Consider the following 20,798-nt stretch of genomic DNA (forward strand, 5'->3'; position numbering starts at 1 on the left):
AATACATTACTAGATAAATTTCGTTATTTGCAACTTAAATTAAGTCAAAAATGCTCCCTCATCCATTGGAGCTATGATTGGCTCCCAGAGACTCTTGTTTAGTTAAATGTAAAGTTTTATGTCGAAATTCAACACTTCTGCCGCAAAACCTCTTGGGCTAACCGTTTTTGGCGGCGAGTAATTTGCCACCAAAAAATAAGTCGTTCCAGAATCAAGGTAGTTGCTAGGATAGAAAATCCTAACAACGGCACAATAACAATGCCACCAAAGGAAACTAGGCTGTCGATCGCGTTTAGGGTAGCCATGAAACGCTAAGTATCGGGGAAATGATCGATTTGAGCATAGCCACTAAAGAGTAGGTTTTTGCCTTGAGTTTCTAGGCGATTAATCCGCAAGGTTACTCCATCTAGGTTAAATCGATCTAAATCAACCATATCATTCAAGATGTCAGCCAGCGCTTGGGTAAAGCTTTGAGCGCGATCGCACAATTCTGGGGGAATATTATCCGGTTCAAACTGAGCGTCACTAAAGAGGATACGTCGCCGACGTTCCACCACCAGCGTTGCTATCATGGCGATCGGAATTAAATCAGCATTGCCCACATCTGTTGTCGCAAATAGTCGAATTTGGTTGTTGGGGAGCAACTCAACCGACACCTCCTTAAACGAAACAGGATGTCCTCCAGATAACTCCGTCAAAGCCGGTTGCGTCAGATTCTCCAACCGTTTCGTCACCAATTTTGCCTGGAAGGACTGGTTAATACCAGACTCAGACAGGGTAATTTGGGCAACCGCTTGAGTCGGTTGCTTCAAGCGCAATTTCCCCCCCAGCAGAGCCCCAAAATCAATGGCTACAGCATCCGTCTGAAAAGACATCTCCTCCATGGGAAAATCATTACGAATGAGCAACCCCCGCCCTTGCATTTGCAAACCATCGATCGCCCCTTGTAGAAGTTTGCTTGATGGATAACAGCGAATAGACACCTCAATCGATTCACTACGGGTGAACAGATGACGAAGAGACTGGCTCGCCACGCTATTGAGGAGTTTCTCTCCCATATCTGTATTTCCAGGACTACCAAAGAAACCGGTGACACCAGTAAACATGCTGTTTTTGGGTTAGATACAAGTTCTACACTCGATTAATGTAACAAACTGTAAAGCAACCGACAACAGGCCGCCTCTAATGAAGGAGCGATCGGACTGGAGGACGGGTTTTAGAATCGGAGAATACAGAACGTTGCACTCTAGTGACAAAGGAGTATAGCTTGAAGGCTTAGATCCTCAGCCATACAAGTCCCTATTGCCATAGATCAAAACAGGTAAAACATTTTATTAAGAATCAATTCAACAGCTTGAGAATAGTTTAAGGTTAAGGCAACCTAGTATAAGAGAGGTACGCAAGACTTCAGAAATTAATAGATAAGTCAAGCTGGATTCTAAGCATCTTCCGAGGTTACAACCATGCATACTTTAAATCACGATCTAGATACTAAATTGATAGAGGCGGATGGCCGATACCTCAATACGCAAGAACTTTATCCCTTAGAGCAGTATTTACAAAGCTATCAACTCCGGCTACAAACCTATCAGCTTCTGAGTGAAAACAGTGAAAAGCTTATTGTTAATACCCTCCGTAAATTTGCCCAAGCCTATCCAGAGTTGATCAAACACCATGGCGCTCGATGCAAATATGATATGGGGTCTGTAATCCGTTATATAGCCTTGTCAATTTTGCGCAATGACGAGCTGTTCTTCAAAGAACAAATGATGTTTTGGTTAGACACTATTTTAGTGGCCTACAAGCGCACCAGTCATTGCACGAGGGTTTACGACTATTTGCATAAGGAAGTCGATAGTTTATTGCCCCCGAACTGTAGTAGTTTAGTGCATCCTTATATAAAAATTATTACTGTGATGTTGAACTCCCATGTTTAAGTAAACCTATCCTGCTTGTGGAGGAGAGTAAACCCATGAACTGCCCCCTTAAATCCCTCACTGTCAGTCGCACTTCATCGCTTGAAGAACGGCAACAGGCACTTGTTGCTATCTACTACCAAGTGTTGGAACGTCAGCCTTATCAATATGAACATAAGGTTTTGAAGAAGGCAGAACATCAGTTTTTGCATGATAAAATTGGAGTGCGTAGATTTTTGAAAGAGCTAGGTCATTCTTCAGTTTATCTAGATTCTTTTTATCACCCTTACTCCAATGTGAAGTTCTTAGAAATCTGTTTAAAACACTTCCTTGGTCGTGCGCCAAAAGATAAGGTAGAAATTCAACACTATTCGCAGATTTTAACGACGAGAGGGGTCGATCAGTTAATCCCCTCAATTCTTGATTCAGAAGAATACCGGAAAGTGTTTGGGTGTTTTACCGTTCCTTATGCGCGATCGCTAAAATATTACGACTCTCCTAAATCTTACCTAGAAACCCAGTGGTTGAACGCCGAGCATATTGGACAACGGGGAACCTCTATACCGACTCGGTATTGGCATGACTTAGGCTTGGTGTGTGAAACAGGGGTTTGTCATCCCGAAGCCGGTGAAATCCTCCATCCTCCAATTTCCAACGAGGTTGAACTCGCCGTTCAGCAGCTAGTTAGATTAATTGAATCTGAACAAGGAAAACAAGCGTTAGCCTCGATTGCACCTCAAAAACTGGAAAAACTACGGGCAGTGATTGGTTAATGATTCAGCCCTATTTGTTCTGTCTCCATAACTCAAACCTGCTTTAGCAGGTTTTTTTGTGTCTAGAGCAATTATTCCGTAGGAATCTTAAATCTGTTATCACAGAGGAGATCCTTTCCTATCTTAAAGGTCAACCTTATGTTTGATCGTCATCTTATGCGTAAACGAGTAACTCGCTGGATCTCTCGCCTGCTCCTATTGGCGGTTGTATTCAGTTTCATCGTACTCAACAACCATTTAAGCTGGAGTCTATCCCCTGAGACAAAAGAGTCTTCAGATCGACAAGAGTTAATCAAGCTGGTTAACCATATCGAGCAGGTATGGAAACAAGAGTTTACCAACTACTTCCAATCCGATCCTAGAGATATCGAAGACCTACAAGCGCCAGAAATTGCCCAATTTCTAGCTCAAAAGGAGAAAGAAACAGGACAAACTCCAGCCCTCCTGTATATCCATCCGATGCCAGACAACCTAGAATTACTGTTGATCACGCCAGAGGAGAATCTGACGTATCATCAGGTTCCAGAAGCATCTAGGAGTAACCTGGTGACTATAATGAATGAATTTCGCTCTACGGTTACGAATCCCCGGTATCTCCGCACGACGCGATATAAAGCTTCAGCGCAACAACTCTATGAGTGGATTATCAGTCCGATAGAAGCCCAATTAGAGACAGAAGGGATTGACACCTTGTTGTTATGTACAGGAGTGGGATTAAGATCGGTTCCCTTTGCTGCTTTGTTTGATGGTGAGCAGTTTTTAGTGGAAAAATATAATTTGGTGATGATCCCAGCGTTTAACTTAATGACGGTGGGCACCGAAAACACCCAAAAGACCCAACTTTTGGCTATGGGAGCTTCTGAATTTCAGGATTTAGAGCCTCTGCCCGCTGTTGCTCTAGAATTGGAATTGCTCCGTGATGGGGTGGTACAAGGGGAGAGAGCTTGGGAAAGTCGAGCCTTTTTCAATGAAGAATTTACCTTAGATAACTTACAAGCCCAATTGCAATCCCAGGATTTTGATATTGTTCATTTAGCCACCCATGCTGAATTTCAGCCAGGACAACCGCAGCAATCCTATATTCAATTTTGGGATAGTCAGCTCACGCTGGATCGGATTCGCCAACTGCCGTTGGACGATCCGCCTTTGGATTTGCTGGTGCTGAGTGCTTGTCGAACGGCTATTGGCGATCCAGAGGCGGAGTTAGGGTTTGCAGGGTTGGCGTTTGAAAGTGGTGTACAGTCGGCGTTAGCGAGTCTTTGGTATGTCAGTGATGGGGGAACGTTGGCACTGATGAGTGAATTTTATCAGCAGTTACCGCGATCGCCGATTAAAGCAGAAGCCTTGCGCCAAGCGCAAATTTCCCTCCTGCGAGGACAGGTGAGTTTAAGAGATCGGCAATTACGGGGAAGTCGGGGAGCGGTAGACTTGCCTTCAGAGTTGGGGAATTTGGCGATCGAAAATTTGGCAGCGCCGTTTTATTGGGCGGCATTTACCCTAATTGGTTCTCCTTGGTAGACGATAGGGGGATGGGGAGTGCAATACGCCAGAATGGGAAAAAATGAATCTGAATTGGAGGATATGCTGATGAGATTTAGCGCTCAACGCAGACAATGGGTTGCGGTTGCTCTGGCAACCGTGCTGTTGGTATCGGGTTGTGCCGGTGGTACAGGAACATCGTCTTCAGGCAGTAGCCAGCGTAATACCCCTACCCAAACACAGCCCCAGAAGACTTCAGAAGATACCGCTCAATCGTGGCAAAACACCCAACGGGAAACCACCCAACGCAATGCTGCACCAGCAGTGAAGAAACAAGCGCTTCCGGGTTCTAGTTTTAACCGCTTTTTCCCAAAGTCTGGGGATGGGTATCAGGTGGTTGCGGCTCAGGAGAAAAAGGGATTTGCTGAGTATAAGCTCAAGAAGGGGGGCACGGATATGGCGGTTTTGTCGATTTCCGATACGATTAGTCTGCCTGCGGCTCGGAAAAAGTATGAAAACAGTACTCAGACGATTGGAGGATTTCCGGCGGCGAGCCAGGGTAGTAATATTACGGGAGTTCTGGTGGCAGATCGGTTTCAAGTGAAAGCACAATCTCGCGATCGGTTGTTTACACAAAGCGATCGCCAAACTTGGCTGCAAAAGTTTGATTTACAAGGGTTATCGAGACTACAATAAACTGAATTGTTGAAGACAAGGGGCCCCCAGCCTCTTGTCTCTCAAGACTTAATGGATACAAACTTTTAAGGATTATTTGATATTATCATGCGCGATTTTCTCAAACCCTGGTTAGGTCGTCCTTCAGAGCCGATTAAAGCGAACGTTGAAATTTACACTTGGCAAACTTGCCCATTCTGTATCCGAGCCAAATTATTATTGTGGTGGAAAGGCGTTTCCTATACAGAATATAAGATCGATGGAGATCAAGTGGCTCGCAGCCAGATGGCAGAACGGGCACAAGGACGGCGCTCCGTTCCACAAATCTTCATTAACAATCGCCACATCGGAGGCTGTGATGAGCTGTATGCTTTAGACGAACAAGGAGAACTCAATCCTTTACTGACCCAATAAACTTATCACTGTTTCAACCTAAACTTTTTCTATCTCCGTGTCCCCGTTTCTCCGTGTCTTCCTGACTCGAATCTTAAAATCATTCCCTTGAAAGATCCCCCCATCCTCCCATTCCCCCATCCCCTGTACCAGCATCATCACCATTGGATGACTCGCGCTCTGGAGCTGGCACAAACCGCAGGTGAAGCAGGGGAAGTGCCTGTGGGAGCAGTCATTGTCGATCGCCAAGGACATTTAATTGCAGAAGGAGTTAACTATAAAGAGCGCGATCGCGATCCGACTGCCCATGCCGAGATCTGTGCCATCCGTGCTGCTGGCGATCTCCTCAACTCTTCTTATTTAGAAGGCTGTACCCTCTATGTTACCCTCGAGCCTTGCCCCATGTGCGCTGGGGCCATTATTCATGCTCGTTTACAGCAGTTGGTCTATGGGGTTGATGACCCCAAAACCGGGGCGATTCGCACCGTATTAAATCTTCCCGATAGTCCCGCATCTAACCATCGTCTTCAAGTCTTATCGGGTGTACTCGAATCTCCCTGTCGTCAGCAGTTACAATCCTGGTTTGCTCAACGTAGAAGGAGGGTAGTGCGAAGCGCTAGGGAATAGAGAAGAAGGGAATAACGAGATGGTTAAGATTACTTTATTCCCCTGTTCCTACCCGTTTGATCAACCTTTAAATATCTGTATGGGTAACACAATAGTAAACGCAACAAATGGGATATCGCTACCACTATTGACCTCAATTTTTCCGCCTAAACGCTCAGTCAATTTTTTCACTAAAGCCAGCCCTAAACCCGTTCCCCCTTGTTTCCAAGGATCGGCACTCGGAATCCGATAAAACTTATCAAAAATCCGATCTAATTCGGATTGGGCAATTTCTACACCTGTATTTTTGACCTCAATCCATAGTTTAGGACGAGTCATAATGGCATCATGATTGGGAGGTAAAAACTCTAGGGGTTCCTCTAACCAAGCCTTAAATTGAATTGATTCTTCTGGAGGCGTATATTTACAGGCATTATTCAATAACTCAGCAATGACTCGCTCTAAACTAAAGGTTTCCGAGAGAAAATCGGGAATATCATCCGCAATTTTAATCAAAAGGTGTTGTTGACGATGGTGGGAACGATCGCGGAAAGAGGGGAGAACTTTTTCCATAAATTCAGCCAAATTAATCCGATCCAGTTCACTGGGAGCTTCCTGATTTTCCAATCGCTGGAGATCGAGTAAATCATTAATTAGATTAATTTCCCGCTCACATTCAGCCCCCAAAATTTGTAAGTAATGGGTCAATTTTTTCTCTAACCCTTCCCGTTGGGGATGGGGAGTTTCCGGTGGAGGGTTAATTTCAGAAGTCATATATCGCTCTAAGGAGATATGGAGCATCCGAATCGCCATTTTCATATTTGAAACCGGAGTGCGCAGTTCATGGGACACAGTACTGAGAAAATCATCCTTGAGATGATTGAGTTTTTCCAATTCCTTCACTTGAGCTTGTGAGGATTGAAACAAACGGGCTTGACGGATGGCGATCGCACATTGATTTGCCACTTGCTGCACCAATCGAAGTTCTAGCTCACTAAACTGATACTCCGCATGGTGGACTAACCACAAATCCCCCAGCACTCCTTGATTGTCAAAAATAGGACAAGCCAACATCGCCGATCGCCCTCGTTCCGGATTGGGCAGCAAGGAGCAAAATTGAAAATACTGCCCACGAAGCAGTTGTTGATACAATTCAGGAAACTTAGCTAATTTTGCCACCCGGCCATGAATTGCCGGAATAGTCGCCGCATATTCCGAGCAAATGGTAGACGTTCCCTTATCTAAATCATATAGAGAAGCATTACATCCCTTAATTCCCAGCACTAACGTCAATTCGCGGACCGCAGTTTGCCAAATTTGAGTTTCATCTAAACTATCTCGGACTTTATCTGTAATCCGCTTGAGCATAGCCTCAAACTCTAGTGCTTGCTCAAGCTGACTGGTTCGCTGCTCAACCATAGAGTCAAGCTTGGGAGAGTCTGTGGTCGAAGGGACGGAAGATGAATAGGAATTAGGAGGCTGAATGCTCATGGCTGTGGCTCAGTGCAAGTCATTTAGAATCAAGATCGGTTTTAGCACAAGGTCTAAGAACGATTCCTTCTCAGGGTATCCAAACTTAAAGTGAGTAATCCGTTTGATCGGGGTTAAAATCCGATAAACTTGAGAATTTCTAATCAAATCTATAATGAAATTTAATATTTGTTAGGGCCATTTACACCGGAGTGGTAGAATTACCGAGAGTAAACCCTATATAGGTTAGGAGATAGCCCAGTTGCCCTCAAGTACCCTCAGCAAACTGTTTGGCCCACGGCTTAACCTCCGCCCATTTCCGCCTTTGTACTCCCTTCTCTGTCCCTCTACCTAGCTTATGCGTTCTATTGATTTTCATCAATGTTAATTTGCCCATCAGATGACAACATGCTGAAAAAGGCTTATCATTACTTAACATTAGATTCATCACAATCCAATAGAATCGACAAAAAACTTAAAACCCTTATGAAACCCGAACTCCAAACCAAAGTTGCCCAAGGATTAGTTACTGGTGGTGCTGCCCTATTTTTAATTGGCGGTGTCTGCGTTGCGTCTGGACTGCTCTCTCTGAAAAGTGTCCCTCCTGGATTACCCGGTACAGCCCTGCTGATGGAAGTAGCTGGCTTAGGATTAACGGAAAAAAACCGAGAAGCTTAGACTTAACTCAGATTGAAATAAACCAAGTAATAGGGACTGGCATCGCTACACCAGCCCTTCTCGCAAAGCTTTGACCGCCACTTGTACCCGGTCATCGACCGCTAACTTATTCATAATTCCCCGTACATGGGTTTTGACCGTATTCGGACTGAGGTAGAGTTGCTCAGCAATCTGAGGATTACTATATCCTTCCACCATTAACTTCAGCACTTCTGATTCGCGCTCTGATAAATTGGCAATATTGCCTTGGGGAGTTGGAGGTTTAAGATGACTAATCACTTGACGGGCAATTTGGGGATCGAGATAGGTGGCTCCTTCCTGAGCAGCGGAAATCGCGGCCAAGAGTCGGTCTACATTAGCCCCTTTAATACAATAGGCATCTGCCCCACTAGAGAGGGCGGCAATAATTTCATTTTCTGTGGTATGGGAGGTGAGCATGACGACCCGTGTATGGGGGAGTTCGGCTTTAATCTGTTGGGTAGCAGCAATCCCATCCAAGCGAGGCAGACCAATATCCATGACGATTAAATCGGGTTTGAGTTGTTTGGCTGCTTGAACGCCAAGGTAACCATCTTCTGCTTGGCCGATAATTTCCAAGTGGGGGAATTCGGTTAGGGTTTGTTCTAAGCCCAGTTGCATCATGGGGTCATCTTCAACAATGAGAACCCTTAAGGGAGTCGGGTGTTCTGGGGAAGGAAACATAAAGTAATCGCGCTATATAATTGGCGCTCATGAATAAACTGAGGAAAGATTAATTGGGAGGTTGGGTGGTGGAAGTCGTCGCGATCGCGACGACACCATAAACAGATATTCCCTGATAACGCAAGGCTTGAGTTGCAGATTGCACCGTTGCCCCTGTGGTATAGATATCGTCCAACAATAGCACAGGGGAGCGAGGATAACGGGAAATCCGAGCCGTGTTCACGGTAAAGGCATTTTTGAGATTAGCACGACGTTGGTCAGCTCTTTTACCAAATTGGGCTTCGGTTTCACGGGAGCGAATCAGACCATTTGCAGATAAGGGGAAACCTGTCACTTGACAAAAACTGGCGGCTAGGCATTCAGCTTGGTTAAATCCCCGTTGTTTGAGTTTTTCCGGATGGAGGGGAATGGGAATCACTAGAGGTGAAACTGGTTTGGCCCTATGTGTAGCGATCCAAGCTTCTCCTAACCATTGTCCCAGGGGGCGGGCAATTTCGGGATGGTTATCATATTTTAGGCTAGCGATCGCCCGTTTGAGCTGTCCTTGATATTTTCCCCAAACCCAAACGGGCATAGATTTTGACGCGCAAGTATAGAGTCGGCGACGGGATGGACAAAATTGCAATTGACGCAAGGCTCTCGAACAAGTTGAACACAATACCTCCCCATCCGTTGGGCGATCGCACAGGGGGCAATTCGAGCGCAAAAACAGATTCAGAATACCATCCGTGACTTGAGTCCAAAATCCCATAATAATGAATAATGAATCACTTAACTAATCTACATGATGCCTGTGACCCTGTCCTCAACTGCCATCCAAGTTATTAAAATTGGAGCAACCTTGCTCATGAGTGGGGCGATCGCCCTAGAATCCTATAATCTCATCCACCCCTTCATCAATGCATCCCTTCCCAGCCTCATTTTCGGGTTCATTATTTTAGCGCGAGTTGCTCTCATCATTCATAGTCTAGAGGCGATCGCTGCTGCCTATTTAGCCCGCTCTCACCAACAAAACCCCCTCAAAACCGCCATCTACACCTTTTTTGTTGGCACCATCGGGTTATGGGAAATCCTAAGGGAATAGGGAGTCGGGAGTGGATTCTTTAATTTTTAATAGATTCTCCAGGGATTTTAAACCGCTCTTCCAACTGGCGATATCGATCCACCCCAATAATTTGCTCAAATTCGGGGAACGAGAGATCGTCTTCTATTCTTCCCGTAGTTCCCTCTGCTCTTAAGCGCTCGAAGCACTCCCGCATCGCCTGAGTTGCCGCAAACAAACCCGACAGCGCATACACCCCAACCTTAAAGCCCAACTCCTGCAATTCAGAGCGCCTTAAACAAGGGGTTTTACCTCCCTCAATCAAATTGGCAAACAAATGGACACCCGTTCGAGCAAACGAATTAGAAATCTTCACCAACTCTTCCACAGACTGGGGAGCTTCAATAAAGATAATATCTGCTCCTGCTTCGGCATATAACCGCCCCCGATCGATCGCCTCCTCTAACCCTAACGGCGCTCTCGCATCCGTACGCCCCACAATCACCAAACCACTCTCGCCCCTTGCATGGACAGCCGCCTTAATTTTCTCCACCTGTTCAGCCGCCGAAATGACTTGTTTTCCCTGAAAATGACCGCACTTTTTCGGCCAAACTTGATCTTCAAGAATAATGCCAGATACGCCCCACCGAAGTGCCTCAGTCACCGTGCGCATCACATTGAGGGGATTGCCATAACCCGTATCGAGATCCGCCACCAAAGGAATAGAAATCGATTCAGCCATTTTGCCCACACTCTGGAGGGTTTCTGTCGCGGTGAGTAACCCATAATCCGGTAACCCCAGGGTAGAAGCAGAAATCCCAAACCCACTGGTAAACACAGCTTCAAACCCCACTTGGGCAGCTAACTTCGCTCCCAGGCAGTCATAGACTCCAGGTAAAATAAGGGTTCCCGGTTGGTTCAGAAGGTATCGTAACTGGTGCCCTGACATAAGACTTTAGATAAGCTTTCAATAGGTCTAGCCTACCATTGGCAGCGCTCAGGAGTGACTTGACCAAGAGGTTTCCAGTTCTAGGGATTGGGGAGGAACAGAAAAGGTAGATTGAGGAGTCCGATCTTGGACTTGTAAAAGATGAATCCCTATAAATAAGAGGATAGGAAAGCTTAACCAGTTAACCCAATTCCAAATCGGGTGAATGTTGGAGGAGTGTTTTTTAGTATTCATGGAAGTTTCCTCAGTACGATCGAGGTTAGGAACCAATGGGAAAGGGATTATTTTTCTTAGAATGCCATAGATGGGATCAAAGCAGTGTGAGGGTTAATGCCAATTTTAAAGAGAGTTGGAATCGATAATCGCAGAACCCATGAATTTCAGTGGTGGTTGAGTCAGCGCTACGGTGCGGTTAAGAAACTGGATGAGGGGAGATTGATGGCAGATACGGAAGTTAGCCAGAGATCCAATTGAGGATAATTTGGGGTAAGTTAAGGATTTGTTGCCAAAGTTGGTTGGGGTTAACTCCAAAGAGTAGTTGCAGGATGAGGATGATTCCGGCAACAGTTAGGGCTGTGCCAACGGTTAACTTAACAATTTTCACTAGCCAGGTAAAGACAAGCCAGGAAACGATCAAAGCGGCGATGAGTAGAATGAGGTCTGTGGGCATGAGTTTAATACTCTCGATAGAGTATTTTGAACGGTGGCGAAGGACGGTTAAGCAAGGGAACTGATGTATTTGAAGCACCTCTATCTTAAGCAGTTTCGCAATTATGTGGAGCAGGCAGTGACGTTTAGCGCTCCGAAAATTATTTTGCTGGGGAATAATGCCCAAGGGAAGTCAAATTTATTAGAGGCGGTGGAACTGTTGTCTACATTACGATCGCATCGAGCGAAGGGCGATCGCGATTTGGTGTTTCAGTCTCCGGATCATCCTCCGTCTATCGGTCAAGTGAGCGCTCTTTTGGAGCGACAAACCGGCGAAATTGACCTGAAACTGGTTTTGCGAGCGAGTGGGAACCGGACATTAGTACTCAATCAGGAAGTCCAGCGACGACGGAGGGATTTTTTAGGGGCGCTCAATGTGGTGCAGTTTTCCAGTTTAGATTTAGATTTGGTGCGCGGATCTCCGGAAAACCGACGTTTGTGGCTCGATACGCTCCTGACGCAACTCGAACCGGTCTACGATCCGATGTTACGCCAATATCAGCAGGTTTTGCGTCAACGCAATGCTCTACTGCGGCACTTTCAAGAGGCCGAGGGGCAGGAAAATCCCCAAGAGTTAGCCCTCTGGGATGCCCAGTTAGTCTCTGTGGGCGTGCGTTTAATTCGCCGACGCGCTCGGGTGTTAGAGCGGCTTACGCCGATTGCCCAGGCATGGCATGACAGTATCAGTGGATCGACCGAAAAATTATCGATCGCCTATAATCCGAGTGTATTTTGGGATGGGGATTCTCGATCGCCAGTAGAAGCCATTGAGGGGGCATTTTTCCAGAAACTGGCCGATCGGGCGATCGCCGAGAGCGCCCAAGGAAGCACCTTGGTTGGCCCTCATCGAGATGAGGTAGACTTCTATATTAACGGGACTCCTGCCCGTCAGTATGGCTCCCAAGGGCAACAGCGAACGCTCGTTTTAGCCTTGAAGTTAGCCGAATTAAAATTAATTTCTGAGGTAGTAGGAGAATCGCCTTTGCTATTGTTAGATGATGTCTTAGCGGAATTGGACTTAACGCGCCAAAATCAGCTTTTAGACGCGATCGCCGACCGGTTCCAAACCCTGATTACTACCACCCATTTAAGCGCATTTGAGCAAAATTGGTTACATTCTTCTCAGGTCTTTCGGGTTCAAGAAGGTCACATTTACTCTCAGCAAGATTAAAATTTTTAGTCTAAGCTTGTATCCGCTAAAAATTCCAGTAAAATCAAAGAGATTTGTTAAACCACCAAGTTATGAGTTTTAAGCGCTCATAAGACATCTATTTCACACGAGTGTGAGAGGAAAACGACGATGAACGATCCAGGACAACCCAAAGATATGCGCGATCGCCTGGGAAATGTAGAGCAGATCCGGGACCTACTCTTTGGAGAACAGCAACGGGAACTCGATACCCGACTGGAGGTATTGGAGAGTACGATCAAGGCTCTCAGGCAAGAGATGGGCGATCGTCTCAATCAACTCAAAGAGCAGTTCTCGAATGAACTGCGATCGAATTCTTATGCCCTAGAGAAAAAAATTCAGTATGTGACCGTAACCCATACGGAAGACTTCACCGAGTTCAAACAAGACCTAGAACGGACGCAGAAAAACTTTAATGAACAAGTTAAAGGGTTAGATAAAACCTTACATAACCAAACAGAAAGTTTAGAACAAAATATTCGCCATACCAAAGAATCTTTGCAAAAAGAACTGCACGACCTCACCGGGCAAATCCAAAGCGAATTAAATAAATATGTCAATGGACTGCAAGACAACAAGATTTCCCGTGATGAATTCGCAGAAGTATTATTTGACCTGTGCATGAAAGTCAAGAAAACCGATTTGGTTCGAGAAATTGAAGGATCGGAAGTCAAGGCAGATTTGTTATTGCCTGAACAACACTCTTAGCAGTGTAAGTGCAAATGAGAGGATCGGAGATCGGGGTATACCATGGTTTTATCAGATCGACAATCACAACAGAAGCGTTCTCAATCCTCTTCTGAGCCTAGATTAGAATCGACGCTGGAGAGAGAGAACATCTTTAATTGGTTGAATCCAGATCAACCCGTTATAGAAATGGAGCCAACTAGACCAAAGGCTTCTGTTTCATATGAACCCCCTGAAGCTCGACAGGGATGGGAGGATACCCTCGATTTATTATCCGATCTGCTGCTCGATCCGCAACCGGAATCTCGATCATCATCTGAATTTTCAGGAGAAAATTTACCTCCTTTAATCTTAAAAGCAGAATTGGAGGAAGAAAAAACTTCCCTCGATTCTGCCCTTTCTCAGAATCCCCTTGAACCGAAAATTACCAACAGTCCACCCAAATCTGAACATAAAGACCAACCCCAACAAGACGACATATCTCTCCAAGTGATTCAAAGTCTATTGTTGCCTTCAGAATCTTCCGCATCTAGCCAATCTTTGGTCGAATCTCGCTCATTATCTGCTAATCTCTCCACCTTAAGTCCTGTATCCGATCTGAGTTTAGAAGAGCGATTAACCCAACTCGAACAGCAAACAGCACTCATTAATCCCCTACTGCCTTTAATTTCTGAACTCTTAGGGTTTGATTTAACCGTTTCTCACGAGCAAAGTATTCGGGTCCTAACTCCGATTATTGACAAAATCATTGAAAATCGCGCCCAACAAGATTCCAAAGCCATGAGTGGAGTATTGGCAGATTTAATTCCCGCTGCTATTGCTGAAGAAATCCGGCGATCGCCCCGTGAAGTCGCTAAAGCCTTGGCTCCAGAAGTGAGTCTAGCCATTGAAGAGCAAATTCGGATTGACCGCCATGCGATCGCCAAAGCCCTTGGCCCGGAAATGGGCCCCGCCATTAAAGAGCAAATAGAATGTGAACGGGAAGCCATGGTTGATGCCCTCTATCCTGTCATTGGCAATACCATTGCCAAATATATGGGTGATGTCATCAAATCCATTAATCAAAAGGTAGAAAGCACCTTCACCTTAAAGGGAATTAAACGAAAAATTAAAGCCAGAGTGCAAGGCGTTTCTGAGGCAGAACTCATTTTCCAAGAATCAATGCCCTTTACTATCCGGGCTATTCTTCTCATTCACAAAGCTTCGGGTCTAGTAATTAGTGAATACCAACCCTCAGAAGCCAACCCACTAGAATCAGACATGCTAGCTGGAATGCTCACCGCTATTCGCAGTTTTGTCAATGACTGTATTTCTTCTGATGAAATGGCCTCAGAAGTCAATGAAATTGAATATGATGATTGCAAAATTATGCTAGAAGTTGCTGGTTATTCCTATCTGGCTGCGATCGTCAAAGGCGAACCCTCTAAAGCCTTCTTACAAAAAATTAGAGAAACCTATGCTTTCCTTTTGCAAAAATTTGGAGACCCCATCAGTGAATTTGATGGCGACCCCGACACCATCCCCGAACAAATCCCCGAACATTTAGAACAACTCTTTGCCCAGAGCGAGGAAAAACAGGAGGATGACTTTCCTTGGGCCTTAATCATCCTCATTCTAGGGGCGATAGGAGCAATTTCTATCCCTTGGATTTGGACTTCTCACCAATGGCAAAAAGCACATAACCTAGAAGTCCAAACCCGTCAAGCTTTGCTCTCATCTCCAGAACTCTCTGTTTATGCCATTACTCCCAATGTCAATCGGGAAACGATCCAATTAAACGGCAGAGTCCCCAACGAATATTTGCGCTTAAAAGCCGGACAAATTGTATCAGAAATTATTCCCGATATCACCTTAGATAACGATATTGTAGCAGTTAATCTTCCTCCTGATTTAGATGCAGCCGCTACAGAAGTAAATCGGATCGTTGAAGTCCTCAATCAACTCGATGGAGTCAGTATTACAGCTACCTATAATCAAGGAAATGTCACTCTTTCAGGAACAGTCGTTGAAATTACCGATCTAGAAAAAATACTAGACTCTTTAGAGGGAATTACTGGAGTAAGTAGTGTCTTTAGTCGCATTCAACTCCAAGCATCTCCATTGGAAACAAAGTTTTACTTTGAATCAGGTTCTAATAAACTGCATCCAGCGGATCGGGCTGAAGGCATACCCAAGATTGCTCGATTTTTAAACCAATATCCAGAATTTGATTTAATGATTATAGGACATAGCGATAAGATCGGTGGTTGGGGTGAAAATCAAAAGCTCTCTTGGCAACGAGCAGAAGCGGTGAAAATGGCCTTACAACAACAAGGCATTTCAGCCCAACGCCTCAAAATCCAAGGAACCACAGAACCCCCACCCGGGATCAACTCTACGGATGCGCTGGCTTTAAGTCGCTGTGTTCGGTTTGAGTTATTTCGTCCGATTAAAGTAGGAAATTAAAATGGCTAAAATTTCTAAAAAAATTTGTATGGTTGGGGACTTCAGTGTGGGTAAAACCAGTCTGATTCGCCGGTTCGTTGATGGTCAATTTGATGATAAATATTTATCTACCGTGGGGGTAAAAATTTCCCGTAAAGAAGTTAATCTTCCTGAAGGAGCAGAGTTACAATTGCTAATTTGGGATATTGAAGGGCAAACTAAATTTAAGGCGATCGCTCCCAGTTATCTGCAAGGAGCAAAAGGAGCGATTATTGTCGCCGATGTTAGCCGACAAGAAACGATAGAGAACATCTCCAATCATCTCAATTTATTCGCGAAAGTTAACCCCAAGGGTAAAATGGTTGTTGCGCTCAATAAAGCGGACTTAGTCGATGACCAAAAACTAGAAGCCCTCTTGAAAAACAATCAATATCCTGACCAACCCGTGATTAAAATCTATGGAACGTCAGCCAAAAGTGGAGATAATGTTAATCAACTCTTCCAAGATTTAGCTCAGGCAATTCTGGCGATCAAGTAATTCATGTGTCAACTGATTGTTCCCCATCATATTGAATATTTAATTTTAAACCAAGAGTTGATTGTTCAGGACTATTCCGTGGGCGCAGAACGCTTTATTGGAGAGGAAATAGCGTTAAGAACTGGGGAAATATTACATCAGTATTTTCCCGAAACAGTTGGTTTAGAAGACATCTTAGATTCAGTGCTGACTGGAGAACTCGATAGCTTTGATCTCAAGGCGATTGCACGTTCCCTGAACCCAGAAACTCAGTTGTATATTGACCTCTATTTTATTCCCAATCCCAAACCTAGTGAACATCACCGTCTAATTTTATTTCTCGAAGACGTGACGGCACAGATGGAATTGGAACAGAGGTTGGTGCAAGCGACGAATGAAAACGCGATCGTTATCTATCGACTACAAGAGAGAACCACAGAATTAGCCGCAGCGAACCAAGAAATCGATCACCTCAATCAACAACTTAAGTCAGAAAATATACGCCTATCCGCAGAATTAGAAATTCTTGAGGAAATGCAGCAATTAATTCTGCCTAAACCCGAAGATTTAGCTAGTATCCCAGAACTGGATATTGCCGGATATATGCAACCGGCTGATGAAGTGGGAGGTGACTATTATGATGTCATTTCCATGGATGGCGCAATCACAATTGCCATTGGCGATGTTACTGGTCATGGCTTAGAAAGTGCTATTCTGATGCTCATGGCTCAAAGTGCTGTTCGTACCCTCAAGGAGATCAAAGAAAATGACCCCATTTCCTTTTTAGACTTCCTCAACCGAACCATTTATAAGAATGTAGAACGCATGGGAATAGATAAAAATTTAACTTTATGTCTATTAAATTATGCGGATGGAGAATTAACGATCAGCGGCCAACATGAAGAAGTGATTCTTGTACGTCAAGGAGGAAAAATTGAGCGGATTGATACAATAGACTTAGGGTTACCGATTGGCTTAGATTACAACATTGCTGAATTTATTAGTTATACTAGAGTTAAGCTAAATGCAGGAGATGGTGTGGTACTCTACACAGATGGTATTACAGAAGCGAGAAATAGGAGTAAGAAGCGTTATGGAATAGAAAGATTATGTCAAATAATTAGCCAGAACTGGCAGGATAACTCTAATCAAATCAAAGAAGCTATTATTGAAGATTTACAGCAGTTTATTGGATCGGAAAAAATATGGGATGATATCACTTTTGTCGTTTTGAAAAAAACCGTTCAATATGATTTATGAAACAAATAAACCAAGCTTCTTCTATGGTTACTCTTTAAATATAATTGGACGACTTATAACTCAGTATATCAACTCAGAATATGGAAAAAATTTTAGGTGATTTTATTAAAGAATTTCCCCCAGAACATGATTCTTTAGAATTAACATTTACTCCCAGTTCACAACCGCAAAAAAAACGATGGAAGAATAATCGATTATCAGCGTACTTTCTAGCTGACTATTTTTCCAGTTTTTTGCCTCTAGATGACGATCAGCGTCGAGTTGCAGAAAGTAAAGCATCTGTGAGCTATATTGCCAATGAACTGCTGGAAAATGCCATTAAATTTCACGATCCATCTGTGAACTGTAAAGTGATGTTTGGAATTCATTTTATTCAACAGCAAGACCAGAGTATTGTTGCGGCCATTTTTGCTACTAATACAGTTCAGTCCCAAACTATTATCTCTTTTGAAGAGTTTATCGATCAATTGTTGAACGCAGACTTAGAAGAATTGTATATCGATCAAGTAGAGAAGAGTCTTGAAGAGGATAGTAATGCATCAGGCTTGGGATTAATTAGTATGATGAAGGATTATGGAGCTACTCTAGGATGGAAAATAACAGATTCTCGTGCAGGGAGCGATTTTGTCAGCATTACTACTATGGCTAAAGTGAAAGTTTAATCGCTTATGAATATCAAGGAAGATTGAATGAGGTGAATATGGATTTTCAGCAGATTGATACTAAGGAATATCAGGTTTATTATAATCCAGAATCAATGACGATTGATTTTACGGGTGAACTGAGTCTGAATGGAGCATCTGAATACGATCCGATTAAGGATTTTTTGGAGAAAATAGCGGATTCTGAACCTCCCCATTTAACTTTAAACTTAAAAGAGTTGAGCTTTTTGAATAGTTCAGGGATCAGCTTAATTACTAAATTCGTGATTGGATTACGAAAAAAACCAAAAATTCAATTGACGGTGAAAGGTTCTGTGGATGTTGCTTGGCAAAGTAAATCGCTTAAGAATTTGCAAAAGTTTTTGCCGAACTTGGAGTTAATTGTTGAGTAAGAAACATAGTGATTTAAGCGTGATAAATATATGTCAAAAACCATGGTTCCCAAACATCTAGAATATGCGATCTTAGATCGAGAGTTGATCATTTTGGATTTCTCCGATGATGCCGATCGATTGGTTGGTGGTGAAGACCCATTAAAGACTGGGGAATCTTTTCAATTTTATTTTCCTGAAACTTATGGAATAGAAGAAATTCTAGAGTTGATTGTGTTGGGGGAACAAGATGGTTTTGATATTAAGGCGATTTCTCGCTCGTCTGATGTAAATCATCCTTTATATGTCGATCTCTATTTTATTGCTAATCCCCACAGTGAGGGTTTTCAGGAATTGATTGTGTTCCTGGAAGATGTGACGGAACGAATGAATCTAGAGCAAAGTTTGGTGCAGGCAACGAATGAAAATAGTATTGTAATTAATGCTTTAGCGAAGTCTGAGAATTATATCCAGCAGCTTATTCACTCCATGGCAGAAGCGTTAATTGTGACGAATCATTTGGGAGAAATAAAAACGGTTAATCCTGCGGTATATGATTTGCTTGAATATAGTAAGGAGGAACTGATTGGTAAACCCATTCGGGATCTTTTAGGAGACCACCCATTAAGTCATGAGTGGGTTTCTAATGAAAAGTTTTTGCACGGGGAAGTCTTAACGGATATTGATGTATTAATTCCCAATAAACGGGGGGAAAATTTCTCAATGGCTTTTTCTTGTGCGGCTTTGGATACGGATGTCCCTACTTTAAAGGATATCTTGTATGTGGGACGAGATATTACCAAAACTAAACAGGCGCAAAAACGGCTCTATATTCAGTATAGTGTGGCGCGGGTCTTGTCACGATCGCTGATGCTTGATGAAGCCTTACCCAATATCCTGCGCGTGTTGGTGGAAAATTTAGAGTGGGATATGGGGGTTTATTGGATTCCCAAACAAATTAAGGATCGTAACGATAACTTGATCCCGACGAATAGACTGTTGCGCCAAACCCTATGGAAAATGCCTGAGGCTGAATTCCCCAGGTTATCTAAACTCACAGAAGCGACTCTCACTCTAGGGGAAGGATGGTTAGGGAAGATTTACCGGGATAATCAACCCCGATGGATTACCCATATAGAATTGGAGAGAGAAACACTACAGAAAGAATTAGGGGCGATCGAGAAGGTTAACGCGATTGTGGGTTTTCCGGTTTCTAGTGATGAAGATAAGTTGGGAATGATTACTCTATTTAGTCAAGCGACGCAACCGATGGATGAAGAGTTGGTGCAAATGCTGGCAGGGATTGGGAACCAACTGTGCCAATTTATTAAGCGTAAGAAAATAGAGATTTCCCTGTTTTATCAGAAGAAACAAACGGAAAAACTGCTGCATAATATTCTGCCGGCGAGAATTGCGGAATTGCTCAAGAAAACGTCAGGAGCGATCGCGGAATATTTTGAGGAAGTAACGGTTCTGTTTGCCGATATTGTCGGCTTTACCAAGCTCTCAGAAGAGAAAACTGCTTCTGAATTGGTCGCTTTACTCAATCGCATCTTTTCTAAGTTCGACCAATTGACCGAAGATTATCGCCTAGAGAAAATCAAAACGATTGGTGATGCGTATATGGTTGTGGGAGGACTGCCAACACCGCGCCACGATCATGCTGAGGCGATCGCCAATATGGCTCTGAAGATGCAAGAGGCAATGGCTGAACTCAACCAAGATATGAATACCAGTTTCCAAATCCGCATTGGCGTAAATAGCGGTCCTGTGGTCGCTGGAGTGATTGGCAAAAAGAAATTCAGCTATGATTTATGGGGCGATACGGTCAACACTGCTAGCCGCATGGAGTCCCATGGCATTCCTGGACAAATTCAAGTCACCCGCACAACCTATGAAGCGCTGAAGTTAAATTACTATCTTCAACATCGCGGCAAGATTAACATTAAAGGTAAAGGAGAAATGGACACTTATATGCTCACTGGGAAGCGACTGAATCCCTGAGCGGGAACGATTGGTTTCTCATTTGAACATGCTATATAACCTGAGTTCGGGATAAGGAAAGGAGGATGGAGTAACCTGAGTTCGGGATAAGGGGAGAAGGAACAATGATGATTGGTTGGGCTTGATTGTGAGATCTCTTTGGGGGACTAGTCCCCCAAACCCCCTACTGGGGAACGAGAGCGTTCCCCAGACCCCTCGCGTAAGGAGTGGTGGCTCGGAGCGCAAACTCGATTGACTCGATCTGCTTAAGGGGTGACAAGGAGGCTAAAAACTAGACTGTATAAGGGATAGAG

Annotated in this window: 23 protein-coding genes and 1 pseudogene; 16 read left to right on the forward strand and 8 right to left on the reverse strand. The window is 44.0% G+C overall.

Annotated elements, in window-relative coordinates:
- Positions 1 to 128: 128 nt before the first annotated feature.
- On the reverse strand, positions 129 to 305 hold the full coding sequence (locus J7545_RS18260; protein WP_318719958.1) for a hypothetical protein: 177 nt from the start codon (positions 303 to 305) through the stop codon (positions 129 to 131).
- Positions 306 to 311: 6 nt separating this feature from the next.
- Positions 312 to 1,106, reverse strand: a complete 795-nt coding sequence (locus tag J7545_RS18265; protein WP_318719959.1) for a DUF2993 domain-containing protein — start codon at positions 1,104 to 1,106, stop codon at positions 312 to 314.
- 357 nt (positions 1,107 to 1,463) lie between these two features.
- Here J7545_RS18265 and J7545_RS18270 point away from each other — a divergent pair, with 357 nt between their 5' ends.
- The 6 genes from J7545_RS18270 (at position 1,464) to tadA (ending at position 5,863) form a co-directional block, all read left to right on the forward strand.
- A complete protein-coding gene (locus tag J7545_RS18270) occupies positions 1,464 to 1,937 on the forward strand; it encodes a hypothetical protein (RefSeq protein ID WP_318719960.1) in 474 nt (157 codons plus the stop codon).
- A 35-nt stretch (positions 1,938 to 1,972) separates the two neighbouring features.
- Positions 1,973 to 2,689 (forward strand): phycobilisome rod-core linker polypeptide, encoded by a 717-nt coding sequence (locus J7545_RS18275; RefSeq protein WP_318719961.1) that lies wholly within the window; start codon positions 1,973 to 1,975, stop codon positions 2,687 to 2,689.
- A 138-nt stretch (positions 2,690 to 2,827) separates the two neighbouring features.
- Positions 2,828 to 4,207 (forward strand): CHAT domain-containing protein, encoded by a 1,380-nt coding sequence (locus tag J7545_RS18280; protein WP_318719962.1) that lies wholly within the window; start codon positions 2,828 to 2,830, stop codon positions 4,205 to 4,207.
- A 69-nt stretch (positions 4,208 to 4,276) separates the two neighbouring features.
- A complete protein-coding gene (locus J7545_RS18285) occupies positions 4,277 to 4,864 on the forward strand; it encodes a hypothetical protein (protein WP_318719963.1) in 588 nt (195 codons plus the stop codon).
- An 87-nt stretch (positions 4,865 to 4,951) separates the two neighbouring features.
- A complete protein-coding gene (gene grxC / locus J7545_RS18290) occupies positions 4,952 to 5,257 on the forward strand; it encodes a glutaredoxin 3 (protein WP_318719964.1) in 306 nt (101 codons plus the stop codon).
- Positions 5,258 to 5,344: 87 nt separating this feature from the next.
- Complete coding sequence (tadA, locus tag J7545_RS18295; RefSeq protein WP_318719965.1) at positions 5,345 to 5,863, forward strand: tRNA adenosine(34) deaminase TadA; 519 nt, start codon at positions 5,345 to 5,347, stop codon at positions 5,861 to 5,863.
- 60 nt (positions 5,864 to 5,923) lie between these two features.
- On the opposite strand, the gene J7545_RS18300 is transcribed toward tadA, so the two are convergent.
- Positions 5,924 to 7,333 (reverse strand): HAMP domain-containing sensor histidine kinase, encoded by a 1,410-nt coding sequence (locus J7545_RS18300; RefSeq protein ID WP_318719966.1) that lies wholly within the window; start codon positions 7,331 to 7,333, stop codon positions 5,924 to 5,926.
- A 465-nt stretch (positions 7,334 to 7,798) separates the two neighbouring features.
- On the opposite strand from J7545_RS18300, the gene J7545_RS18305 reads away from it, so the two are divergent.
- Positions 7,799 to 7,990: a hypothetical protein gene (locus J7545_RS18305; protein ID WP_271943807.1), complete on the forward strand. Its 192-nt coding sequence runs from the start codon at positions 7,799 to 7,801 to the stop codon at positions 7,988 to 7,990.
- A gap of 45 nt (positions 7,991 to 8,035) precedes the next feature.
- Here J7545_RS18305 and J7545_RS18310 read toward each other — a convergent pair whose 3' ends face one another.
- Together J7545_RS18310 and J7545_RS18315 are read right to left on the reverse strand one after the other, a co-directional pair.
- Positions 8,036 to 8,692, reverse strand: coding sequence for a response regulator transcription factor (locus J7545_RS18310; RefSeq protein ID WP_318719967.1), 657 nt, complete (start codon positions 8,690 to 8,692; stop codon positions 8,036 to 8,038).
- A 49-nt stretch (positions 8,693 to 8,741) separates the two neighbouring features.
- A complete protein-coding gene (locus tag J7545_RS18315) occupies positions 8,742 to 9,443 on the reverse strand; it encodes a ComF family protein (protein WP_318719968.1) in 702 nt (233 codons plus the stop codon).
- A gap of 33 nt (positions 9,444 to 9,476) precedes the next feature.
- Between J7545_RS18315 and J7545_RS18320 the strand changes: the two genes are divergently transcribed.
- On the forward strand, positions 9,477 to 9,776 hold the full coding sequence (locus tag J7545_RS18320; protein WP_318719969.1) for a TMEM254 family protein: 300 nt from the start codon (positions 9,477 to 9,479) through the stop codon (positions 9,774 to 9,776).
- A gap of 19 nt (positions 9,777 to 9,795) precedes the next feature.
- Here the strand turns inward: J7545_RS18320 and J7545_RS18325 are convergent, their stop codons facing one another.
- The 3 genes from J7545_RS18325 to J7545_RS18335 all read right to left on the reverse strand — a co-directional run bounded on the left by J7545_RS18325 (position 9,796) and on the right by J7545_RS18335 (position 11,353).
- Positions 9,796 to 10,683 (reverse strand): oxaloacetate decarboxylase, encoded by an 888-nt coding sequence (locus J7545_RS18325; protein WP_318719970.1) that lies wholly within the window; start codon positions 10,681 to 10,683, stop codon positions 9,796 to 9,798.
- Between the two features lie 48 nt (positions 10,684 to 10,731).
- The gene (locus J7545_RS18330) at positions 10,732 to 10,917 is read right to left on the reverse strand and encodes a hypothetical protein (RefSeq protein WP_318719971.1); all 186 of its coding nucleotides are present in this window, start codon (positions 10,915 to 10,917) and stop codon (positions 10,732 to 10,734) included.
- Between the two features lie 220 nt (positions 10,918 to 11,137).
- Positions 11,138 to 11,353 (reverse strand): hypothetical protein, encoded by a 216-nt coding sequence (locus J7545_RS18335; RefSeq protein WP_318719972.1) that lies wholly within the window; start codon positions 11,351 to 11,353, stop codon positions 11,138 to 11,140.
- 63 nt (positions 11,354 to 11,416) lie between these two features.
- Between J7545_RS18335 and recF the strand changes: the two genes are divergently transcribed.
- The 8 genes and pseudogenes from recF (at position 11,417) to J7545_RS18375 (ending at position 20,505) form a co-directional block, all read left to right on the forward strand.
- Positions 11,417 to 12,562 carry a DNA replication/repair protein RecF gene (gene recF / locus J7545_RS18340; RefSeq protein ID WP_318719973.1) on the forward strand — a complete coding sequence of 382 codons (1,146 nt, stop codon included), beginning with the start codon at positions 11,417 to 11,419 and terminating at the stop codon, positions 12,560 to 12,562.
- A 129-nt stretch (positions 12,563 to 12,691) separates the two neighbouring features.
- On the forward strand, positions 12,692 to 13,288 hold the full coding sequence (locus tag J7545_RS18345; protein WP_318719974.1) for a hypothetical protein: 597 nt from the start codon (positions 12,692 to 12,694) through the stop codon (positions 13,286 to 13,288).
- A gap of 42 nt (positions 13,289 to 13,330) precedes the next feature.
- Positions 13,331 to 15,712: an OmpA family protein gene (locus J7545_RS18350; protein WP_318719975.1), complete on the forward strand. Its 2,382-nt coding sequence runs from the start codon at positions 13,331 to 13,333 to the stop codon at positions 15,710 to 15,712.
- 1 nt (position 15,713) lies between these two features.
- Positions 15,714 to 16,229 (forward strand): Rab family GTPase, encoded by a 516-nt coding sequence (locus J7545_RS18355; RefSeq protein WP_318719976.1) that lies wholly within the window; start codon positions 15,714 to 15,716, stop codon positions 16,227 to 16,229.
- Between the two features lie 396 nt (positions 16,230 to 16,625).
- Positions 16,626 to 17,468: pseudogene (locus J7545_RS18360) on the forward strand (PP2C family protein-serine/threonine phosphatase); the annotation flags it as partial.
- Between the two features lie 80 nt (positions 17,469 to 17,548).
- A complete protein-coding gene (locus J7545_RS18365; protein ID WP_318719978.1) occupies positions 17,549 to 18,130 on the forward strand; it encodes a DUF6272 family protein in 582 nt (193 codons plus the stop codon).
- A 38-nt stretch (positions 18,131 to 18,168) separates the two neighbouring features.
- A complete protein-coding gene (locus tag J7545_RS18370) occupies positions 18,169 to 18,522 on the forward strand; it encodes a slr1659 superfamily regulator (RefSeq protein WP_318719979.1) in 354 nt (117 codons plus the stop codon).
- A gap of 30 nt (positions 18,523 to 18,552) precedes the next feature.
- Positions 18,553 to 20,505, forward strand: coding sequence for an adenylate/guanylate cyclase domain-containing protein (locus J7545_RS18375; protein ID WP_318719980.1), 1,953 nt, complete (start codon positions 18,553 to 18,555; stop codon positions 20,503 to 20,505).
- Positions 20,506 to 20,798 lie beyond the last annotated feature (293 nt).

The organism is Roseofilum sp. SBFL (assembly GCF_017746885.1).
GTDB lineage: Bacteria > Cyanobacteriota > Cyanobacteriia > Cyanobacteriales > Desertifilaceae > Roseofilum.